At 72.4% G+C, this 15836-nt stretch carries 11 protein-coding genes; 3 read left to right on the forward strand and 8 right to left on the reverse strand.

From position 1 onward, the window contains the following. Positions 1-115: 115 nt before the first annotated feature. Positions 116-1564 (forward strand): hypothetical protein, encoded by a 1449-nt coding sequence (locus ACZ69I_RS07220; protein WP_470830858.1) that lies wholly within the window; start codon positions 116-118, stop codon positions 1562-1564. Positions 1565-1602: 38 nt separating this feature from the next. Here ACZ69I_RS07220 and ACZ69I_RS07225 read toward each other — a convergent pair whose 3' ends face one another. Both ACZ69I_RS07225 and ACZ69I_RS07230 read right to left on the reverse strand, forming a co-directional pair. After that, the gene (locus tag ACZ69I_RS07225; protein ID WP_470830859.1) at positions 1603-4215 is read right to left on the reverse strand and encodes a bifunctional FO biosynthesis protein CofGH; all 2613 of its coding nucleotides are present in this window, start codon (positions 4213-4215) and stop codon (positions 1603-1605) included. A 105-nt stretch (positions 4216-4320) separates the two neighbouring features. Continuing rightward, positions 4321-5184, reverse strand: a complete 864-nt coding sequence (locus tag ACZ69I_RS07230; RefSeq protein ID WP_467672515.1) for a TIGR03619 family F420-dependent LLM class oxidoreductase — start codon at positions 5182-5184, stop codon at positions 4321-4323. A 103-nt stretch (positions 5185-5287) separates the two neighbouring features. Between ACZ69I_RS07230 and ACZ69I_RS07235 the strand changes: the two genes are divergently transcribed. Beyond that, the gene (locus tag ACZ69I_RS07235; RefSeq protein WP_467672517.1) at positions 5288-5734 is read left to right on the forward strand and encodes an ankyrin repeat domain-containing protein; all 447 of its coding nucleotides are present in this window, start codon (positions 5288-5290) and stop codon (positions 5732-5734) included. Positions 5735-5830: 96 nt separating this feature from the next. After that, on the forward strand, positions 5831-7375 hold the full coding sequence (locus tag ACZ69I_RS07240; RefSeq protein WP_470830860.1) for a CehA/McbA family metallohydrolase: 1545 nt from the start codon (positions 5831-5833) through the stop codon (positions 7373-7375). 56 nt (positions 7376-7431) lie between these two features. On the opposite strand, the gene ACZ69I_RS07245 is transcribed toward ACZ69I_RS07240, so the two are convergent. The 6 genes from ACZ69I_RS07245 to ACZ69I_RS07270 all read right to left on the reverse strand — a co-directional run bounded on the left by ACZ69I_RS07245 (position 7432) and on the right by ACZ69I_RS07270 (position 15672). Further along, a complete protein-coding gene (locus ACZ69I_RS07245) occupies positions 7432-8916 on the reverse strand; it encodes an aldehyde dehydrogenase family protein (protein ID WP_470830861.1) in 1485 nt (494 codons plus the stop codon). Then, positions 8913-10652, reverse strand: coding sequence for an N-acyl-D-amino-acid deacylase family protein (locus ACZ69I_RS07250; RefSeq protein ID WP_470830862.1), 1740 nt, complete (start codon positions 10650-10652; stop codon positions 8913-8915). The genes ACZ69I_RS07245 and ACZ69I_RS07250 overlap by 4 nt, the downstream gene beginning before the upstream one ends. Before the next feature lie 281 nt (positions 10653-10933). Further along, positions 10934-12061, reverse strand: a complete 1128-nt coding sequence (locus tag ACZ69I_RS07255; RefSeq protein WP_470830863.1) for an LLM class flavin-dependent oxidoreductase — start codon at positions 12059-12061, stop codon at positions 10934-10936. 136 nt (positions 12062-12197) lie between these two features. Beyond that, a complete protein-coding gene (locus ACZ69I_RS07260; RefSeq protein ID WP_470830864.1) occupies positions 12198-12983 on the reverse strand; it encodes an SDR family NAD(P)-dependent oxidoreductase in 786 nt (261 codons plus the stop codon). A gap of 51 nt (positions 12984-13034) precedes the next feature. Next, the gene (locus ACZ69I_RS07265; protein ID WP_470830865.1) at positions 13035-13958 is read right to left on the reverse strand and encodes an LLM class F420-dependent oxidoreductase; all 924 of its coding nucleotides are present in this window, start codon (positions 13956-13958) and stop codon (positions 13035-13037) included. Between the two features lie 484 nt (positions 13959-14442). Further along, positions 14443-15672 carry an amidohydrolase family protein gene (locus tag ACZ69I_RS07270; protein WP_467673037.1) on the reverse strand — a complete coding sequence of 410 codons (1230 nt, stop codon included), beginning with the start codon at positions 15670-15672 and terminating at the stop codon, positions 14443-14445. Positions 15673-15836: the final 164 nt, after the last annotated feature.

Here is a 15836-nt window from a genome sequence, read left to right on the forward strand (position 1 = left end):
ACCCGCGGCACGGGCGACACCCGGTGAGGACCGGGTAGAACCCAGCAGAACCCGATAGAACCCAGTACAACCCGCAGTATCCGCGAGCGCCCGTGAGTGAAGGGACCCGGACGCGATGCGCACACCTCGCCGACGCATTCGGCCCTGGTGGGCCGCCGTCGTGTTCGTGGCCCTGCTCGCGGGCGCCGTCGTGTTCGGCCGGGGCACGGGGGACGACGACTCCCCCGCCTCCCCCGCCCCGGCCCTCGGCAAGCGGATCGTCACCGACTTCGACGGGGACGGCCACGCGGACCTCGCCGTGCCCGCCCCGCTCGGCACGGTGGACGCCGTGCGGCGCGCGGGCAGCGTCACCGTCGTGTACGGCTCCTCGCGCGGTCCCCGTACCCGGCACCCGCAGGTGATCAGCCGCGCGGCGAAGGGCGCGCCGGGCGCCGCCGCGCGGGCCGTGGACGGCGTCGGCTCCGGCACCGTCGCCCGCGATCTGGACGGCGACGGCTTCACGGATCTGACGCTCGGCCCGGACGGCGGGAACAGGACCGCCGTCCTGTGGGGTTCGCGCACCGGCCTGCGCACGGCGGGCACACTGCCCGCGACGGACCTGCACGGCGGCGACTTCGACGGCGACGGCCACGCGGACCTCCTCGCGGAGAGCTACCGTCCCGGCCGCCCGGGCGTGACGGTGCTGTACGGCCCCTTCTCGCGCACCGGCGAGCCGCGCCGGACGGACTCCGGGATCGAGGGCTCCTGGGGCGACCGCGAGGCGCCGCGCGACATCACCGTGGGCGACCTGACCGGCGACGGCCGCGACGACGTCGTCACCTCGCAGGGCTTCGAGGAGATGCAGTACCGCAGCCGCTTCTACCGGGGTGACGACGACGGTCTGGAGCACTCCTCCGAGGAGTTGGGCGTGTTCGGCGCCAACGGCACCGTCGGCGACTTCGACGACGACGGCTACGGCGACCTCGTCCTGCGTGACGTCGGCGAGGTCTCCGAGGAGTCCGACCTGAGCCCCGGCGTCCTGCGCGTCCTGCGCGGCTCCCCCGACGGGCCGCGGGGCGACCCGCGCCGCATCGACCGCGCCACCCCCGGCATCCCGGGTGCCCGCGGCGCGGTCGACCGCTTCGGCGCCGCCCTCGCGGCGGGCGACCTGACCGGCGACGGCACGGCCGACCTGGTCGTCGGCGCCCCCGGCGCGGATGGTGGCGCGGGCGGCGTGGTGCTCGTGCCGGGCGGCCGGGCGGGGCCGACGGGCGCGGGGGCGCGGGAGTTCGGGCAGGACGGTCCGGGGCTGCCGGGCTCGTCGTCGCGGGGCGACGCGTTCGGTTCGGCGCTCCTGTGCACCGATCCGAACGGCGACGGGAAGCCCGAGCTCGCGGTCGGCGCGCCCGGCGAGGACGGCGCCGTGGCGGACTCGGGCGCGGTGTGGGTGCTCCCGGCCGCGTCGGCCGTGCGGGGCACCGTGGTCTCCTTCGGCCCCGCGGCCGTCGGCGCCCCGGAGCGGGGCGCCGAGGGCACGGAGTCGGACGAGAGGGGCACCGGCTTCGGCGGCTCGTTCCCGCGCTGAGAACCGTGTCGTACCCCCGGTCGCCCGTCGCCCGTGTCCTAGGAGTCGAGCACCGGAAGGAGCTCCGGCAGGTGGCCGTCCGAGGCGGCCGCCGCCCGCTGCCGCTCCTCGGGCACCTCTCCGTACAGCGTCGTGCGGGGCTTCGCGGGGCGGCCCGCCGCGTCCGCGATGGCGACGAGGTCCTCGATCGAGCGGTAGGAGCCGTAACTGGAGCCCGCCATGCGGGAGATGGTCTCCTCCATCAGCGTCCCGCCCAGGTCGTTCGCGCCGGACCTGAGCATCTCGGCGGCGCCCTCCTGGCCGAGCTTCACCCAACTGGTCTGGATGTTGGGGATCAGCGGGTGCAGGAGGACGCGCGCCATGGCGGTCACCGCGCGGTTGTCGCGGGTGGTCGGGCCGGGCCGGGCGATCCCCGCCAGGTAGACGGGTGCGTTGGTGTGGATGAAGGGCAGCGTCACGAACTCCGTGAAGCCCTCGACGCCCTTGGCGAGGGCGGACTCCTGCAGGGCGGCGAGGGTGCGGAAGTGGCCGAGCCAGTGCCGGGGCTGGTCCACGTGCCCGTACATCATCGTGGAGCTGGACCGGATGCCGAGCTCGTGGGCGGTCGAGACGACCTCTTTCCACGTGGCCGTCGGCAGCTTGCCCTTGGTGAGGATCCAGCGCACCTCGTCGTCGAGGATCTCGGCGGCGGTCCCCGGGATCGAGTCGAGCCCCGCCTCCTTGGCGGCGGCCAGCCACTCGCGGATCGAGAGGCCGGTGCGGGTCGCGCCGTTGACGACCTCCATCGGCGAGAAGGCGTGCACGTGCATGCCCGGCACGCGCTCCTTCACCGCCCGCGCGATGTCGAAGTAGGCGGTGCCCGGCAGGTCGGGGTGGATGCCGCCCTGCATGCACACCTCGACGGCGCCGACGTCCCAGGCCTGTGCGGCCCGGTCGGCGACCTGGTCGAGGGAGAGCGTGTAGGCGTCGGCGTCCGTCCTGCGCTGGGCGAAGGCGCAGAAGCGGCAGCCGGTGTAGCAGACGTTGGTGAAGTTGATGTTGCGCGTGACGATGTACGTGACGTCGTCGCCGTTGACGCTCTTGCGGATGTCGTCCGCGACGGCGCAGAGCGCGTCGAGCGCGGGCCCGTCGGCGTGCAGCAGCGCCAGCGCCTCGTTGTCGGTGAGCTTCGTGGGGTCGTCGGCGGCCTGCTTCAGGGCGGCCCGCACGTCGCCGTCGATGCGGGAGGGCACCATGCCGGGCGCGGCCTGTTCGCGCAGCGCCTCCCAGTCGCCGTACACCTCGTCGAAGTCGTCGCGCCGGTCCGAGGTGCGGCCGTCCGTGTCGATGGTGCGGTGCAGGTCGGTGCGGCCGGACGAGGCGACGTACCCCTCGTCGGGCTCCTGCCAGGGGTGGCCCTCGACCACCGCGTCGGGCCGTGCGAGGCCGGTCTCGGGGTCGGCGAGGGCGCGCAGGTGCGGCAGGAGGCGCGGGTCGAGCCAGGGCTCGCCGCGCCGCACGAACTCGGGGTAGACGCAGAGGCGTTCGGCGAGAGTGAAGCCCGCTGCGGCGGACCGCTCGGCGAGCTCGGCCAGCCGCGGCCAGGGCTTCTCGGGGTTGACGTGGTCGATCGTCACCGGGGACACGCCGCCCCAGTCGTCGATGCCCGCGCCGATGAGCCGCCCGTACTCGCCCGCGATGAGGTTCGGCGGCGCCTGGATGTTGCCCGCGGGGCCCATGATGTGCCGGGCGACGGCGACCGTCGCGACGAGGTCGTCGATCTCGGCGTCGGGCATGCCGCGCATCGCCGTGTCCGGCTTGGCGCGGAAGTTCTGGATGATCAGTTCCTGGACGCCGTGGTACGAGCGCGCGACGCGGCGCAGCGCGAACAGCGCGTCGGCGCGCTCCTCGTACGTCTCGCCGATGCCGATGAGCAGCCCGCTGGTGAACGGCACCGACGAGCGCCCCGCGTCCTCCAGGACCCGGAGGCGGACGGCCGGCTCCTTGTCGGGCGAGCCGAAGTGCGGCTGTCCCGGCTCGCTCCACAGCCGCTCGGCGGTGGTCTCCAGCATCATCCCCATGCTGGGCGCGACCGGCTTGAGCCGCTGGAAGTCCGTCCAGGTCAGGACGCCCGGGTTGAGGTGGGGCAGCAGCCCGGTCTCCTCCAGGATGCGGATCGAGATGGCCCGTACGTACGCGATGGTGTCGTCGTACCCCTCGGCCTCCAGCCACTCGCGCGCCTCGGGCCAGCGGTCCTCGGGCTTGTCGCCGAGGGTGATGAGGGCTTCCTTGCAGCCCAGTTCCGCGCCGCGCCGGGCAATGTCGAGGACCTCATCGGGGGACATGAACATGCCGTGGCCCTCGCGCCGCAGCTTGCCGGGCACGGTCACGAAGGTGCAGTAGTGGCACTTGTCACGGCAGAGGCGGGTGAGCGGAATGAACACGCTCTTCGAGTACGTGATGACGCCGGGGCGGCCCGCGGCGGCGAGCCCCGCGTCGCGCACCCGGGCCGCGGACGCGGTGAGGTCGTCGAGGTCCTCGCCCCGCGCCTGCAGCAGGACGGCGGCCTCCGCCACGTCGAGCGCGACGCCGTCCCTGGCCCTCCTGAGCGCGCGCCGCATGGCGTTCGCGGTGGGTCGTCCGGCCTCCGAGGGCTGCGCGCTGTTGGTCATGTCTCCGAGCATACGAGCGATAACTCCTGCCTCATGCAGATACTTCCGCCTGCTGAACTTCCCATGACATCGCAGGCCCCACCGCCGCCGCCGGCACCGGCCGGCTCAGGGGCCCAGATACCGCCCGAGCCCGTCGAGCGCCGCGCACACCTCCGCGTCCCCGCCCGGCGGCAGCTGCACGATCACCTCGTCGACGCCGAGCTCCCGGTAGTACGCGAGCTTGCCGGTCTCCGGCTCGACGGACGTCACCGCCACGTACAGGTCGCCGAGCTCGCGGCCCGCCTCCGCCCACGCCGAGCGCAGCACGGGCAGCGCGTCGCGCAGGCCGCTGCCGCCGACGGGCATCCAGCCGTCCGCGTACTCCGCGATGTGTGCGAAGAGCCCCGGCCCCGCGGCCCCGCCGACCAGCGTGCGCGGCCCGAACAGCGGCCCCTTCGCGAGCCGCTTGCGGGGCGTGCGGCGGGGCTTGGGGTGCACCTCGCTGGCCCGCACGGCGCCGAACTCGCCCTCGTACGGCTTCGGGTGGTCCGCCCAGAGCGCCCGCATGACCGCCATCCGGTCGCGCACCACCGCCCGGCGCCGGGGCCACGGGACGCCGTGGTCCTCGGCCTCCTCGCGGTTCCAGCCGTAGCCGATGCCGAGCGTGACGCGGCCGCCGGACAGGTGGTCGAGGGTCGCGATCTGCTTGGCGAGGTCGATGGGGTCGTGCTGGGCGACCAGGGCGATGTTCGTGCCGAGCGTGATCCGCTCCGTGACGGCGGCGGCCTGGGCGAGGGCGACGAAGGGGCTGAGCATCCGGGCGCACTCGGGCGGCAGCTCACCGCCGGGGTAGGGGGTCTCGCGCGGTAACGGGATGTGGGTGTGCTCGGGAAGGTAGAGCCCGGCGAAGCCCCGCTGCTCCACTTCCCGGGCCAGGCGTATCGGCGTGATCGTTCTGTCGGTCATGTAGAGCGTCGCGGAGATGCGCACGATTCCTCCGAGCGTGTCCGGGAGTGTCGGTCGGTCCGGGGCACTCTTCCTATCTCCGGAAACCCGGTTGGTCCATGCCCGTGCGCTCATTAACCTGACGCCGGTGAACAGACGGAAGCAGAAGAAGCTCACGCACCGCCTGGTCTGGGCGGCCGCGGTCGGCGACACGTACACCGTGCGCAGGGTGCTGCGGTCGGGGATCGACCCGGAGCTGCCCGAGGCCGACGGCACGACGGCGCTGTACGCCGCGTCGGTGCACGGCGCCGCCTCCACGGTGCGGGCGCTGCTGCGGGCGGGCGCCAGGCCCGACACCGAGAGCGAGGGCATCACGGAGGGCACCCCGCTGTGCGCGGCCGCCGCGTGGGGCCACCTCGACACTGTGCGCGAACTCCTGGCCCACGGCGCCGACCCGGACCTGCGCGAGGACCACGGCACGGGGAGCACGCCGCTGTGGTGGGCGCGCAACGGCGCTTCCGGGCCGCACCCGGAGACCGAGGCCGCGCTCCTCGCGGCGGGCGCCGACGGCGAATCGGTCGGCAACCGGGCGTAAAGGCGTCAACCCCCTTCCTTTGACGTGCAGTTCACGGCTCAATACCAGGGTTGCCCGCACCACCCACGTCACCACCGAACCCTGGGGAGCCGCAGCATGTGCGAGGACCACCCGCAACACGGCGGAATGAACCGGCGCGGACTGTTCGTGACGGGAGCCGCCGCCACGCTTACGTTGGGCAGCGTGAGCTTCGCGAGCGGCGCCGAGCGGCGCGCCCCCGCGCGGGACGAGGCGCCGGGGACCAAGGAGACCAGGACGGTGCGCGGCACGCTGCCCACCGGCTCCCCCGACTACGTGTACCTGCCGGTCGAAGTACCGCGCGGGGTATCCGAGTTCCGCGTCGCCTACACCTACGAGAAGCCCGCCGTGCCGCCCGGCACCCAGGGCAACGCCCTGGACATCGGCGTCTTCGACGAGCGCGGCACGGAGCTCGGCGGCAAGGGCTTCCGCGGCTGGTCCGGCGGCGCCCGCACCGAGTTCTTCATCCGCGCCGACGAGGCGACCCCCGGCTACCTGCCGGGCCGGGTCCGCGAGGGCACCTGGCACATCGCGCTCGGCCCGTACACCGTCGCCCCCGACGGCCTCCCCTACGAGGTGACGATCACCCTCACCTACGGGGCGCCCGGTACGACCCCGAAGCCCTCCTATCCGCCGGAGCGCGCCAAAGGCCGCGGCCGCGCCTGGTACCGCGGCGACTGCCACCTGCACTCCGTGCACTCGGACGGCAAGCGCACGCTCGCCGAGATCGCCGCGCTCGCCCGCGCGGCGGGCCTCGACTTCATCAACAGCTCCGAGCACAACACCCACGCCGCGCACGCCCACTGGGCCGAGCACGCGGGCGGCGACCTCCTGATCATGCTCGGCGAGGAGGTGACGACCCGCAACGGCCACGTGGTCGCGCTCGGCGTCGACCCCGGCACGTTCGTCGACTGGCGCTACCGAGCCCGCGACAACCGCTTCGGCAGGTACGCGCGCAAGATCCGCGACGCGGGCGGCCTGGTCGTCCCCGCCCACCCGCACGCCACCTGCGTCGGCTGCAACTGGAAGTTCGGCTTCGGCGAGGCGGACGCGATCGAGGCGTGGAACGGCGCCTACACCCCGGACGACGAGATCGCCCTCGCCGACTGGGACAGCCAGCTCGTCGCCTCCGTGCGCGGCGGCAAGCCGTGGATCCCGGCGATGGGCAACAGCGACGCGCACCGCGACCCCGACCGCATCGGCGGCCCGCAGACCGTCGTCCTCGCCGACGACCTGACCCGCGAGGCCATCCAGGACGGCATCCGGCGCGGCCGCTCCTACGTCGCCGAGTCGAAGGACGTCGCGCTCACCTTCTCGGCAGCAGGCGGAAGGGGCCGCCACGCGGGCATCGGCGAACGCCTCGACGTGGGCCTCGACGCCCCGGTCACCGTCCGCGTCGAGGTCGAGGGCGCGCCCGGCTGCACGGTCCGCCTCGTCACCGACCAGGGCGTCCTCCACACGAGCGCGCCGCTGCCCGCCTCGGGCAGGGGCACGGTCGAATGGCGCACGACCGCGGCGTACGCGGCGTACGTACGGGCGGAGGTCCGCCACCCCGCGACGGCGCCCCCGCTCCCCGGCGCCCTGACGGCGTTCACCAACCCGATCTTCCTGGGCCGGGTGTAGAGCCGCCCGCCCGCCTCAGAACCCCTGCCACACCCCTGCCGGGGTGAGGCGCTCCCTCACCCCGGCCAGACGATCGACTGCAGCTCGCTGTACGCGTGCAGGGCGTACGACCCCACGTCCCGCCCCACCCCGCTCTTCTTGAAGCCGCCGAACGGCGCCTCCATGTTCCGGCCGATCGTGTTCACGCCGACGCCGCCCGCGCGCAGCCGGCGGGCCACGCGGAAGCCGCGGGCGACGTCGCCCGACCACACGTAGTCGATGAGGCCGTAGTCGCTGTCGTTGGCGAGGGCGACGGCCGTCTCCTCGGCCTCCTCGGGCCCTTCGGCGTCGAAGGGGACCACGGCCACGACCGGCCCGAAGATCTCCTCGCGGACCACCCGCATGTCGTTGGTGCAGTCGGCCAGGACGGTCGGGGCGACGTAGAAGCCCTTCGCGGACGCCGGACGCTCACCGCCCACCACGAGCCGCGCCCCTTCCTTGCGCCCCGCTTCGACGTACGCCTCGATCCGGTCGCGGTGGGCCGCCGAGATGACGGGCCCGACGACGGTGCCCCGCTCGCGCGAATCACCCACCTTCAGATACCCGGCGTAGGCGGCGAGCTTCTCCACCACCCGCTCGTACACGCCGCGTTGCACGATGACGCGGGTCGGCGCCGTACAGATCTGCCCGCTGTAGAAGGAGAACGTCGTACCGACGGCCGCCACCGCCGCATCCAGGTCTGCGTCGTCCAGGACGATCGCCGCGCCCTTGCCGCCCAGCTCCATCAGCTGCCGCTTCATGTCGCGGCCGCACACCTCGCCGATGCGCTGCCCCACGGCCGTGGAGCCGGTGAAGCTCACCATGTCGACGTGCGGGGAGGCGACGGCCGCCTCGCCGACGGCCACGTCCGTGCCCGAGACGACGTTCACCACGCCCGGCGGGGCCCCCGCCTCCGCGAGCGCCGCCGCCATCGCGTACACCGACAGCGGGTCCTGCGGCGCCGGTTTCACGACGACCGTGTTGCCCATCGCGAGGGCGGGCGCCACCTTGCCCGCGGGGTTCGCCCAGGGGTTGTTGTACGAGGTGACGCAGGTGACGACACCGACCGGCTGCCGGACGGCGAGCGCCCCCACGACCCCGGCCCTCCCGAACGGCCCGGCGTCGCTGATCTGCGGCGGCAGGCCCTGCTCGACGGGTTCGAGCGCCCCCTTCGCGTACCGCTGGAAGCGCGCCACCGCCACCGCCACCTGCATGCCGCGCGCGGTGGCGGTCGTCGCGCCGCTCTCGGCCCCGGCCAGTTCCGCGTACGCGTCGAAGTCCCGCCGCAGGACGGCGGCCGTACGCTCCAGGATCGCCGCCCGCTCCTCCGGCTTCGTCCGCGACCACCCCTCGAACGCCTCCCGCGCCGCCGCCGTCGCCGCGTGCACCTGCGCGGCGCTCGCCTCGGGCGCGAGCCCGACGACCTCCTCGGTCGCCGGGTCCACCACCTCGTAGTGCCCGCCGTCGGGCTCGGTCCACTCGCCGCCGATGAAGAGCCGCCGGGCCCGCGCGGACCCGCTCACCTGGTGCTCACCGTCCTGGTGTCGCGCCCGGAGCGCAGGACCTTGCCCGGCACGGCGCCCGTCACCACGTCCCCGCGGATCGCCTCGACCCCATTGACCCAGACCGCCTCGACGCCGATCGCCTTGGAGTCCAGGCGCGGGCTGTCGCCGGGCAGATCGTGTACGAGGGTGGCCTTGCCCGCGTCGATCCGCTCGGGATCGAAGAGCACCAGATCGGCGTGGAACCCCTCGACGATCCGCCCGCGCTCGCGCAGCCCGAAGAGCCGCGCGGGATCATCGGTGAGCATCTTCACGGCCTGTTCGAGACCCATCAGCTGCCGCCCGCGCAGGCAGTCCCCGATGAACCGGGTCGTGTACGGGGCCCCGCACATGCGGTCCAGATGCGCGCCCGCGTCCGAGCCGCCCAGCATGACGTCCTCGTGCTGCCAGGTCTCGGCGCGCAGGGCCCAGGAGTCCGGGTCGTTGTCGGTGGGCATGGGCCACAGCACGGTCCGCAGCCCGTCGTTGGCGCAGATCTCCACGAGGCAGTGGAACGGCTCCTGCCCGCGCTCGGCCGCGATGTCCCCGACCACCCGCCCGGTGAGCCCCTCGTTCGCCGCGGAGTACGTGTCTCCGATGACGTACCGGTCGAAGCGGGCCAGGCGCCGGAAGACGCCCGCCTCCTTGCTGCCCGCACGCCGCAGCATCCCGGCACGGACGTCCGGGTCCCGCAGCCGCGCGATCCGCTCGCCCACGGGCAGGCCGAGCACGTCGCCCCAGCCCGGGATGAGGTTGAGGGCGCAGAACGTGCCGAGCGACATGTTCATGGGCGTGAGGATCGGCATGGTGAGCGCGACGACGCGGCCGCCCGCCTTGCGGGCTCGCTCACTCGCCACGAGCTGGCGGGGCACGCGTTCGGGCACCGCGGCGTCGATGGTGAGCACGTTCCAGTTGAGCGGCCGGCCCGCCGCCGCGCTCATCTCCACGAACAGTTCGATCTCGTCGTCGCTGAACTGATCGAGACACCCGGCGACGATGGCTTCGAGCTGGGTCCCCTCGTGCTCGGCGACGGCACGGCTGAGGGCGAGCAGCTCCGCGGGCCGGGCGTGCCGTGAGGCCACCGGCTGCCCGTCACCGTCCGAGTGCGAGGACGACTGCGTGGTGGAAAGCCCCCAGGCCCCCGCGTCCATGGCCTCGTGGAAGAGCCGCAGCATCTCCTCCATCTGCTCACCGGACGGCTGCCCGCCGACCGCGTCCGCGCCCATCACGTACCGCCGCAGCGCGCAGTGCCCCACCATGAACCCGGCGTTGACGGCGATGCGCCCGTCGAGCGCCTCCAGATACTCCCCGAACGAACTCCACGTCCAGGGTGCCCCCTCCTCGAGGGCGACCAGCGACATGCCCTCGACCTTCGACATCATCCGCCGCGTGTAGTCGGCGTCACCGGGCCGCTCCGGGTTCAACGGCGCGAGCGTGAACCCGCAGTTGCCGCCCGCGACCGTCGTCACGCCGTGGTTGAGGGAGGGCGTCGCGTACGGGTCCCAGAAGAGCTGGGCGTCGTAATGCGTATGAGGATCGACGAACCCGGGCGCGAGCACCCGCCCCCGCGCGTCCTCACTCCCCCGCGCCTCCTCGCCGACGGCACCGGGCTCGGCGATGAGGGCGATGCGCCCGTCCCGTATCCCGACATCGGCGACGAAGGCGGGGGCACCGGTCCCGTCGACGACGGTCGCACCCTTGATGAGGTGATCGAGCATGACGTCCCTTCCAGGCGAAGGCGAAGGCGAACAGGTGGATCGACGACAATCAGCCCGTCCGACGCGAAGCTTGAGGACGAGCGGGGAACACCCAGCGGGCCCGGCGCTTGAGGACGACCCGGAATAATCAGCCCGTCCGGCGCTTGAGGACGAGCCCGCAGGGCGACAACGGGGCCCGGGGCAGAGCCCCGCGACGGCAACCACCAAACACCGCCGCCCGCCCGGCGAGGGCCCCGGCCTCCGTCCGGGAGAGGAAGCCGGGGCGGCTCAGAGAGAAGGACTCACGCCCCCGCAGCGGACCGGAACCGAGAAGTCCGGTGCACCGGATCCGTATCGATCTTCGGAATCACATGCTCACCGATCAACTTGATCGTGTTCTTCGTGTCCTCGGGCGAGATCCCGATCGGCAGCCCGAAGCTGAGCTGATCCGCCCCCGCCTGCTCCCACCGCTTGCACTGGGTGAGGACCTCGTCCGGATCGCCGCAGATCATCAGCTCCTCGGCGATGAGCAGCTCGATGATCTCCTCGGTGTATTCGGGGAGGAGTTCGGGCCACTGGGGAATGCCCTCGGGGCGCGGGAAGGTGTCGTGGTAGCGGAAGAGCAGGGACTGCAGATAGTTCAGCCCACCGCTGACGGCGATCTCGACCGCCTTCGCGTGGGTCTCCGCGCAGATCGCCGTCGACGTCACCATGACGTTGTCGTTGACGAAGTCGCCGATGGCCTCGGCCTCCTTGACGGCCGACTTGTAGGACTCGAGGACCCACTCCATGTCGGAGACCTTCTGCACGCTGAAGCCGAGGACCCCGAGCCCCTTCTTGCCCGCCATCGCGTACGAGGGCGGGGACCCGGCGGCGTACCACATGGCCGGGTGCGACTTCCCGTACGGCTTGGGCAGGATCTTGCGGGGCGGCAGCGACCAGTGCTTTCCCTGGAAGCCGACGTACTCGTCCTGGAGCCACATCTTGGGGAACTCGGCGATGGTCTCTTCCCAGATCTCCTTGGTGTGGTTCATGTCCGTGATGCCCGGCATGAAGCCGAGGATCTCGTGCGAACCGGCACCGCGCCCCGTGCCGAACTCGAAGCGTCCCGCACTGAGATGGTCGAGCATGGCGACCTTCTCGGCGACCTTCACCGGGTGGTTGACGGGCGCGAGCGGGTTGAAGATGCCCGAGCCCAGGTGGATGCGCTCGGTGGCGTGCGCGAGGTACCCGAGGAAGACGTCGTTCGCGGAGAGGTGCGAGTACTCCTCCAGGAAGTGGTGCTCGGAGGCCCAGGCGTACTTGAAGCCCGACTTGTCCGCCTGGATGACGTACTCGGTCTCCTCGATGAGCGCCTTGTGCTCCGCTTCGGGGTCGACCTTGGCCCGCTGGGCGGGCACGTATCCCTGTACAAAGAGACCGAATTCCAAGGAGGTTCACCGTCCTCGTGAGGTTCTGACGGTTTCTGACGACCCGTCAGATCGTGATGCGTCGACTGTTCCACCGGCGCGATGGGGCGTCAATAGCTGATACGGCGTCAGGAACGTGGAACCGGGCGGAGCCGGGTCAGACGATGCTGACTCCCGCGAGCCAGCCGCCGTCGATGACGAACGGCTGCCCGGTGATGTACGCCGAGTCGTCCCCGGTCAGGAAGAGCGCCAGCGCGGCCACCTCCTGCGGCAGCCCGATCCGCCCGAGCGGCACCAGCTTCTTGTACAGCCCCCCGACCGCCTCACGCGCCGCCTCCGGGTCGGCGGTCGGGTCGAGCTGCGCCGGGTTGGTCATGGGGGTGTCCACCGCACCCGGGCAGACCGCGTTGACCCGGATGTTCCGTCCCGCGAGCTCCAGGGCGGCGACCCGGGTCAGCCCGAGGATGGCGTGCTTGGTCGCGGCGTACGCGCCGACGAACGCCATGCCCGTGAGCGCCGTGTACGAGGCGGTGTTCACGATCGTGCCCCCGCCGGCGGCCGCGATCTCGGGCGCGACGTTGCGGATGCCGAGGAAGCAGCCGATCTGGTTGACCCGGATGATCTGCTCGAACTCCTCCAGCGGGGTGCTGACCAACTCGTTGAACCGCAGGATCCCCGCGTTGTTGACGAGCCCGTCGATCTTCCCGAACGTGTCCTTCGCGGTGGCCACGGCCCGCTGCCAGTCCGCCTCCTCCCCGACGTCCAGATGGACGTACGCCGCCGACTCCCCGCCCAACTCCGCGGCGAGCGCCGCCCCTTGCTCGTCGAGCACGTCGGCGACGACGACCTTGGCGCCCTCCGCCACGAAGAGCCGCGCCTCCTGCTCTCCCTGCCCGCGTGCCGCGCCGGTCACGATGACGACACGGCCGTCCAGCTTGCCCATGCGGTGCTCCCTGCTGGTCGTTGAGGTCTGCACTGGTCGTGAGCTCTGCGTCTACTCATTGAGGTGCGGCGCCACGTCCGCGGCGAACGCCGCCATCTGGTCGGTCAGTTCGGTACGGCTCCGGCTGCGGAACCGCACCTGGATCTGGTCGACGCCCATCGCCGCGTACTCCCGCAGGGACTCGGCGATGGCATCGGGCTTGCCGGTGAGCGTGCGGCGGCCCACGGGCCGGCCGGGGTCGCCCACGTAGAGGGCCTCGGTGATCGCCCCGACGGTGATCGGCTCCTCGATCCCCGCCTCCTCCCGCAGCCCCCTGAGCCGCGCGATCTGCGCGGGCAGCTCGTCCCGCGGGTCGCCCTGCGGCAGCCAGCCGTCGGCCCGGGTCGCGGCGCGGCGCACGGCGGCGGGCGAGGAGCCGCCGACCCAGATGGGCACGCGGGCCTGGGCGGGGCGCGGCCGCTGCCCGAGCCCGCTGAAGTCGAAGCGCGCGCCGTGGTGTTCGGGGTACTCGTCCGGGCCGAGCGCCGCCTTCAGCGCGTCGACGGTCTCGTCGAGCAGGGCGCCGCGCCGCTCGAAGTCGACGCCGAGCACCTCGAACTCCTCCGGTACGTGTCCCGCCCCGACCCCGAGGATCAGCCGGCCGCCGCTCAGCCGGTCGAGGGTCGCGTACTGCTTGGCGGAGAGGAGCGGGTGGCGCAGGCCGACGATGGCGACGTGACTCATCAGGCGGACGTGCTCGGTGACGCCCGCGAGGAAGGAGAGCGTGGCCACGGGGTCGTACCAGACGGTGCTCATCGCGTCGGCGAGACGGCGCGGGATGGCGACGTGGTCGCAGCTCGCGATGTAGTCGAAGCGCTCGCGGTCGGCGGTACGGGCGATCTCGGCGAGGTCTTCGGGGGTGGCGGTGGCTTCCCACTCCTCGGCGTACAGGGAACTCTGCGACTGGATCGGAAGCTGCATTCCGTGAACGAGCATGGCGTCTCCACTGGGGTGTCGACGGGGGCGTGGGCGGCTGCGCTGTGGCGGGGGCGCCTTGTGTGCTTCTGGGGGGGGGGAGGTGTGGGCGGCTGGGCGTTGAGTGGGGGTGCCTTGTGTGCGGTGGGTGGGGCGGGGCCGCGGGGGTATGTGCGTACTCGCTATCCCTGCGTCGCGCTGCACGGACAAAGACGCCAGAGCATGCTCGGTGCTCCGTTCGCACATACCCCCACGTCCCCTCGGGCCGGTCGGCGGCAGACAGGCCGGTGGGGGTGCCTGGCTCCCGCGGGCAACCCGGCGGGGGGAACCCCGCTCCCGCAGACGGCCCAGCGGGGGCAAACCCCCGCCCACCCGCCCCTACTCCCGCCGCACATCGCGGGGCAAACGGGTGGGTGGGTGGGATAAATCCGTCGCGGAGCGGCGGTCCTGTTCGTACCGCCACGGGCAAAGCAGAACAAACCCCCACCCCCCTAGCCCCCACCCCCTAAGCCCCGCCCCACAACCCCTCCGCACTCAGACCGAGCAGGTCAATCGCATTGCGGCGCACGATGCGGTCCACCACGCCCCCCTCCAGATGCCCCATCTGCTCCTCCCCCACCTGCCGGGACTTCGGCCACGTGGAATCGGAGTGCGGGTAGTCCGTCTCGTAGAGCACGTTCCCGACCCCGATGGAATCGAGGTTCTTCAGGCCGAACGCGTCGTCGAAGAAGCACCCGTAGACGTGCTCGGCGAAGAGCTCGGACGGCGGTCGCGTGACCTTGTCGGCGACGCCGCCCCACCCCCGGTTCTCCTCCCAGACGACGTCCGCGCGCTCCAGGATGTACGGGATCCAGCCGATCTGCCCCTCCGCGTACATGATCTTGAGGTGCGGGAAGCGTTCGAACTTGCCGCTCATCAGCCAGTCGACCATCGAGAAGCAGCAGTTGGCGAAGGTGATGGTGGAGCCGACGGCGGGCGGCGCGTCCGCGGAGGTGGAGGGCATCCTGCTGGACGAGCCGATGTGCATGGCGACGACCGTGCCGGTCTCGTCGCAGGCGCGCAGGAAGGGGTCCCACTCGTCGGTGTGGATGGACGGCAGCCCCAGGTGGGGCGGGATCTCGGAGAAGGCGACGGCCCGCACCCCGCGGGCGGCGTTGCGGCGCACCTCCGCGGCGGCGAGCTCGGCGTCCCAGAGGGGGATCAGGGTGAGGGGTATGAGGCGGCCGTGGGCCTCGGGCCCGCACCACTCCTCCACCATCCAGTCGTTGTACGCCTGGACGGCGAGGAGCGCGAGCTCCCGGTCCTTGGCCTCGGTGAAGGTCTGCCCGCAGAAGCGCGGGAAGGTGGGGAAGCAGAGGGCGGACTGGACGTGGTTGACGTCCATGTCGGCGAGGCGGTCGGGGACGCTGAAGGAGCCCGGCCGCATCTGCTCGTAGGTGATGACCTCCAGTTTGATCTCGTCCCTGTCGTACCCGACAGCAGTGTCGAGGCGGGTGAGCGGCCGGTGCAGGTCTTCGTAGATCCACCAGTCGCCGATGGGCCCTTCCTCCCCCTTCGCCCCCATCACCGGGGCGAACTTCCCGCCCAGGAACGTCATCTCCCTGAGGGGCGCGCGGACGACGCGGGGCCCGCGGTCCTGGTACTTGGACGGGAGCCGGTCCCGCCAGACGTGGGGAGGTTCGACCGTGTGGTCGTCCACCGAGATGATCTTCGGGAAGGTCTCCGGGCTCTCCATGGTCTCCATGTGGCCCACGGTAGCGCCGATCTGACGACCCGTCAGCTACTCGTACGCGGACGCTCCGGGTGACCCCGGCGCCACCCGGCCGACGCCCCTCGGCCACCCGGCCGCCTCCCGTGGCGGGAAAGCGATGCGGAATGTCGTGCGAGGACCCTGTGAGA

Source organism: Streptomyces sp. NPDC036815 (assembly GCF_055609205.1).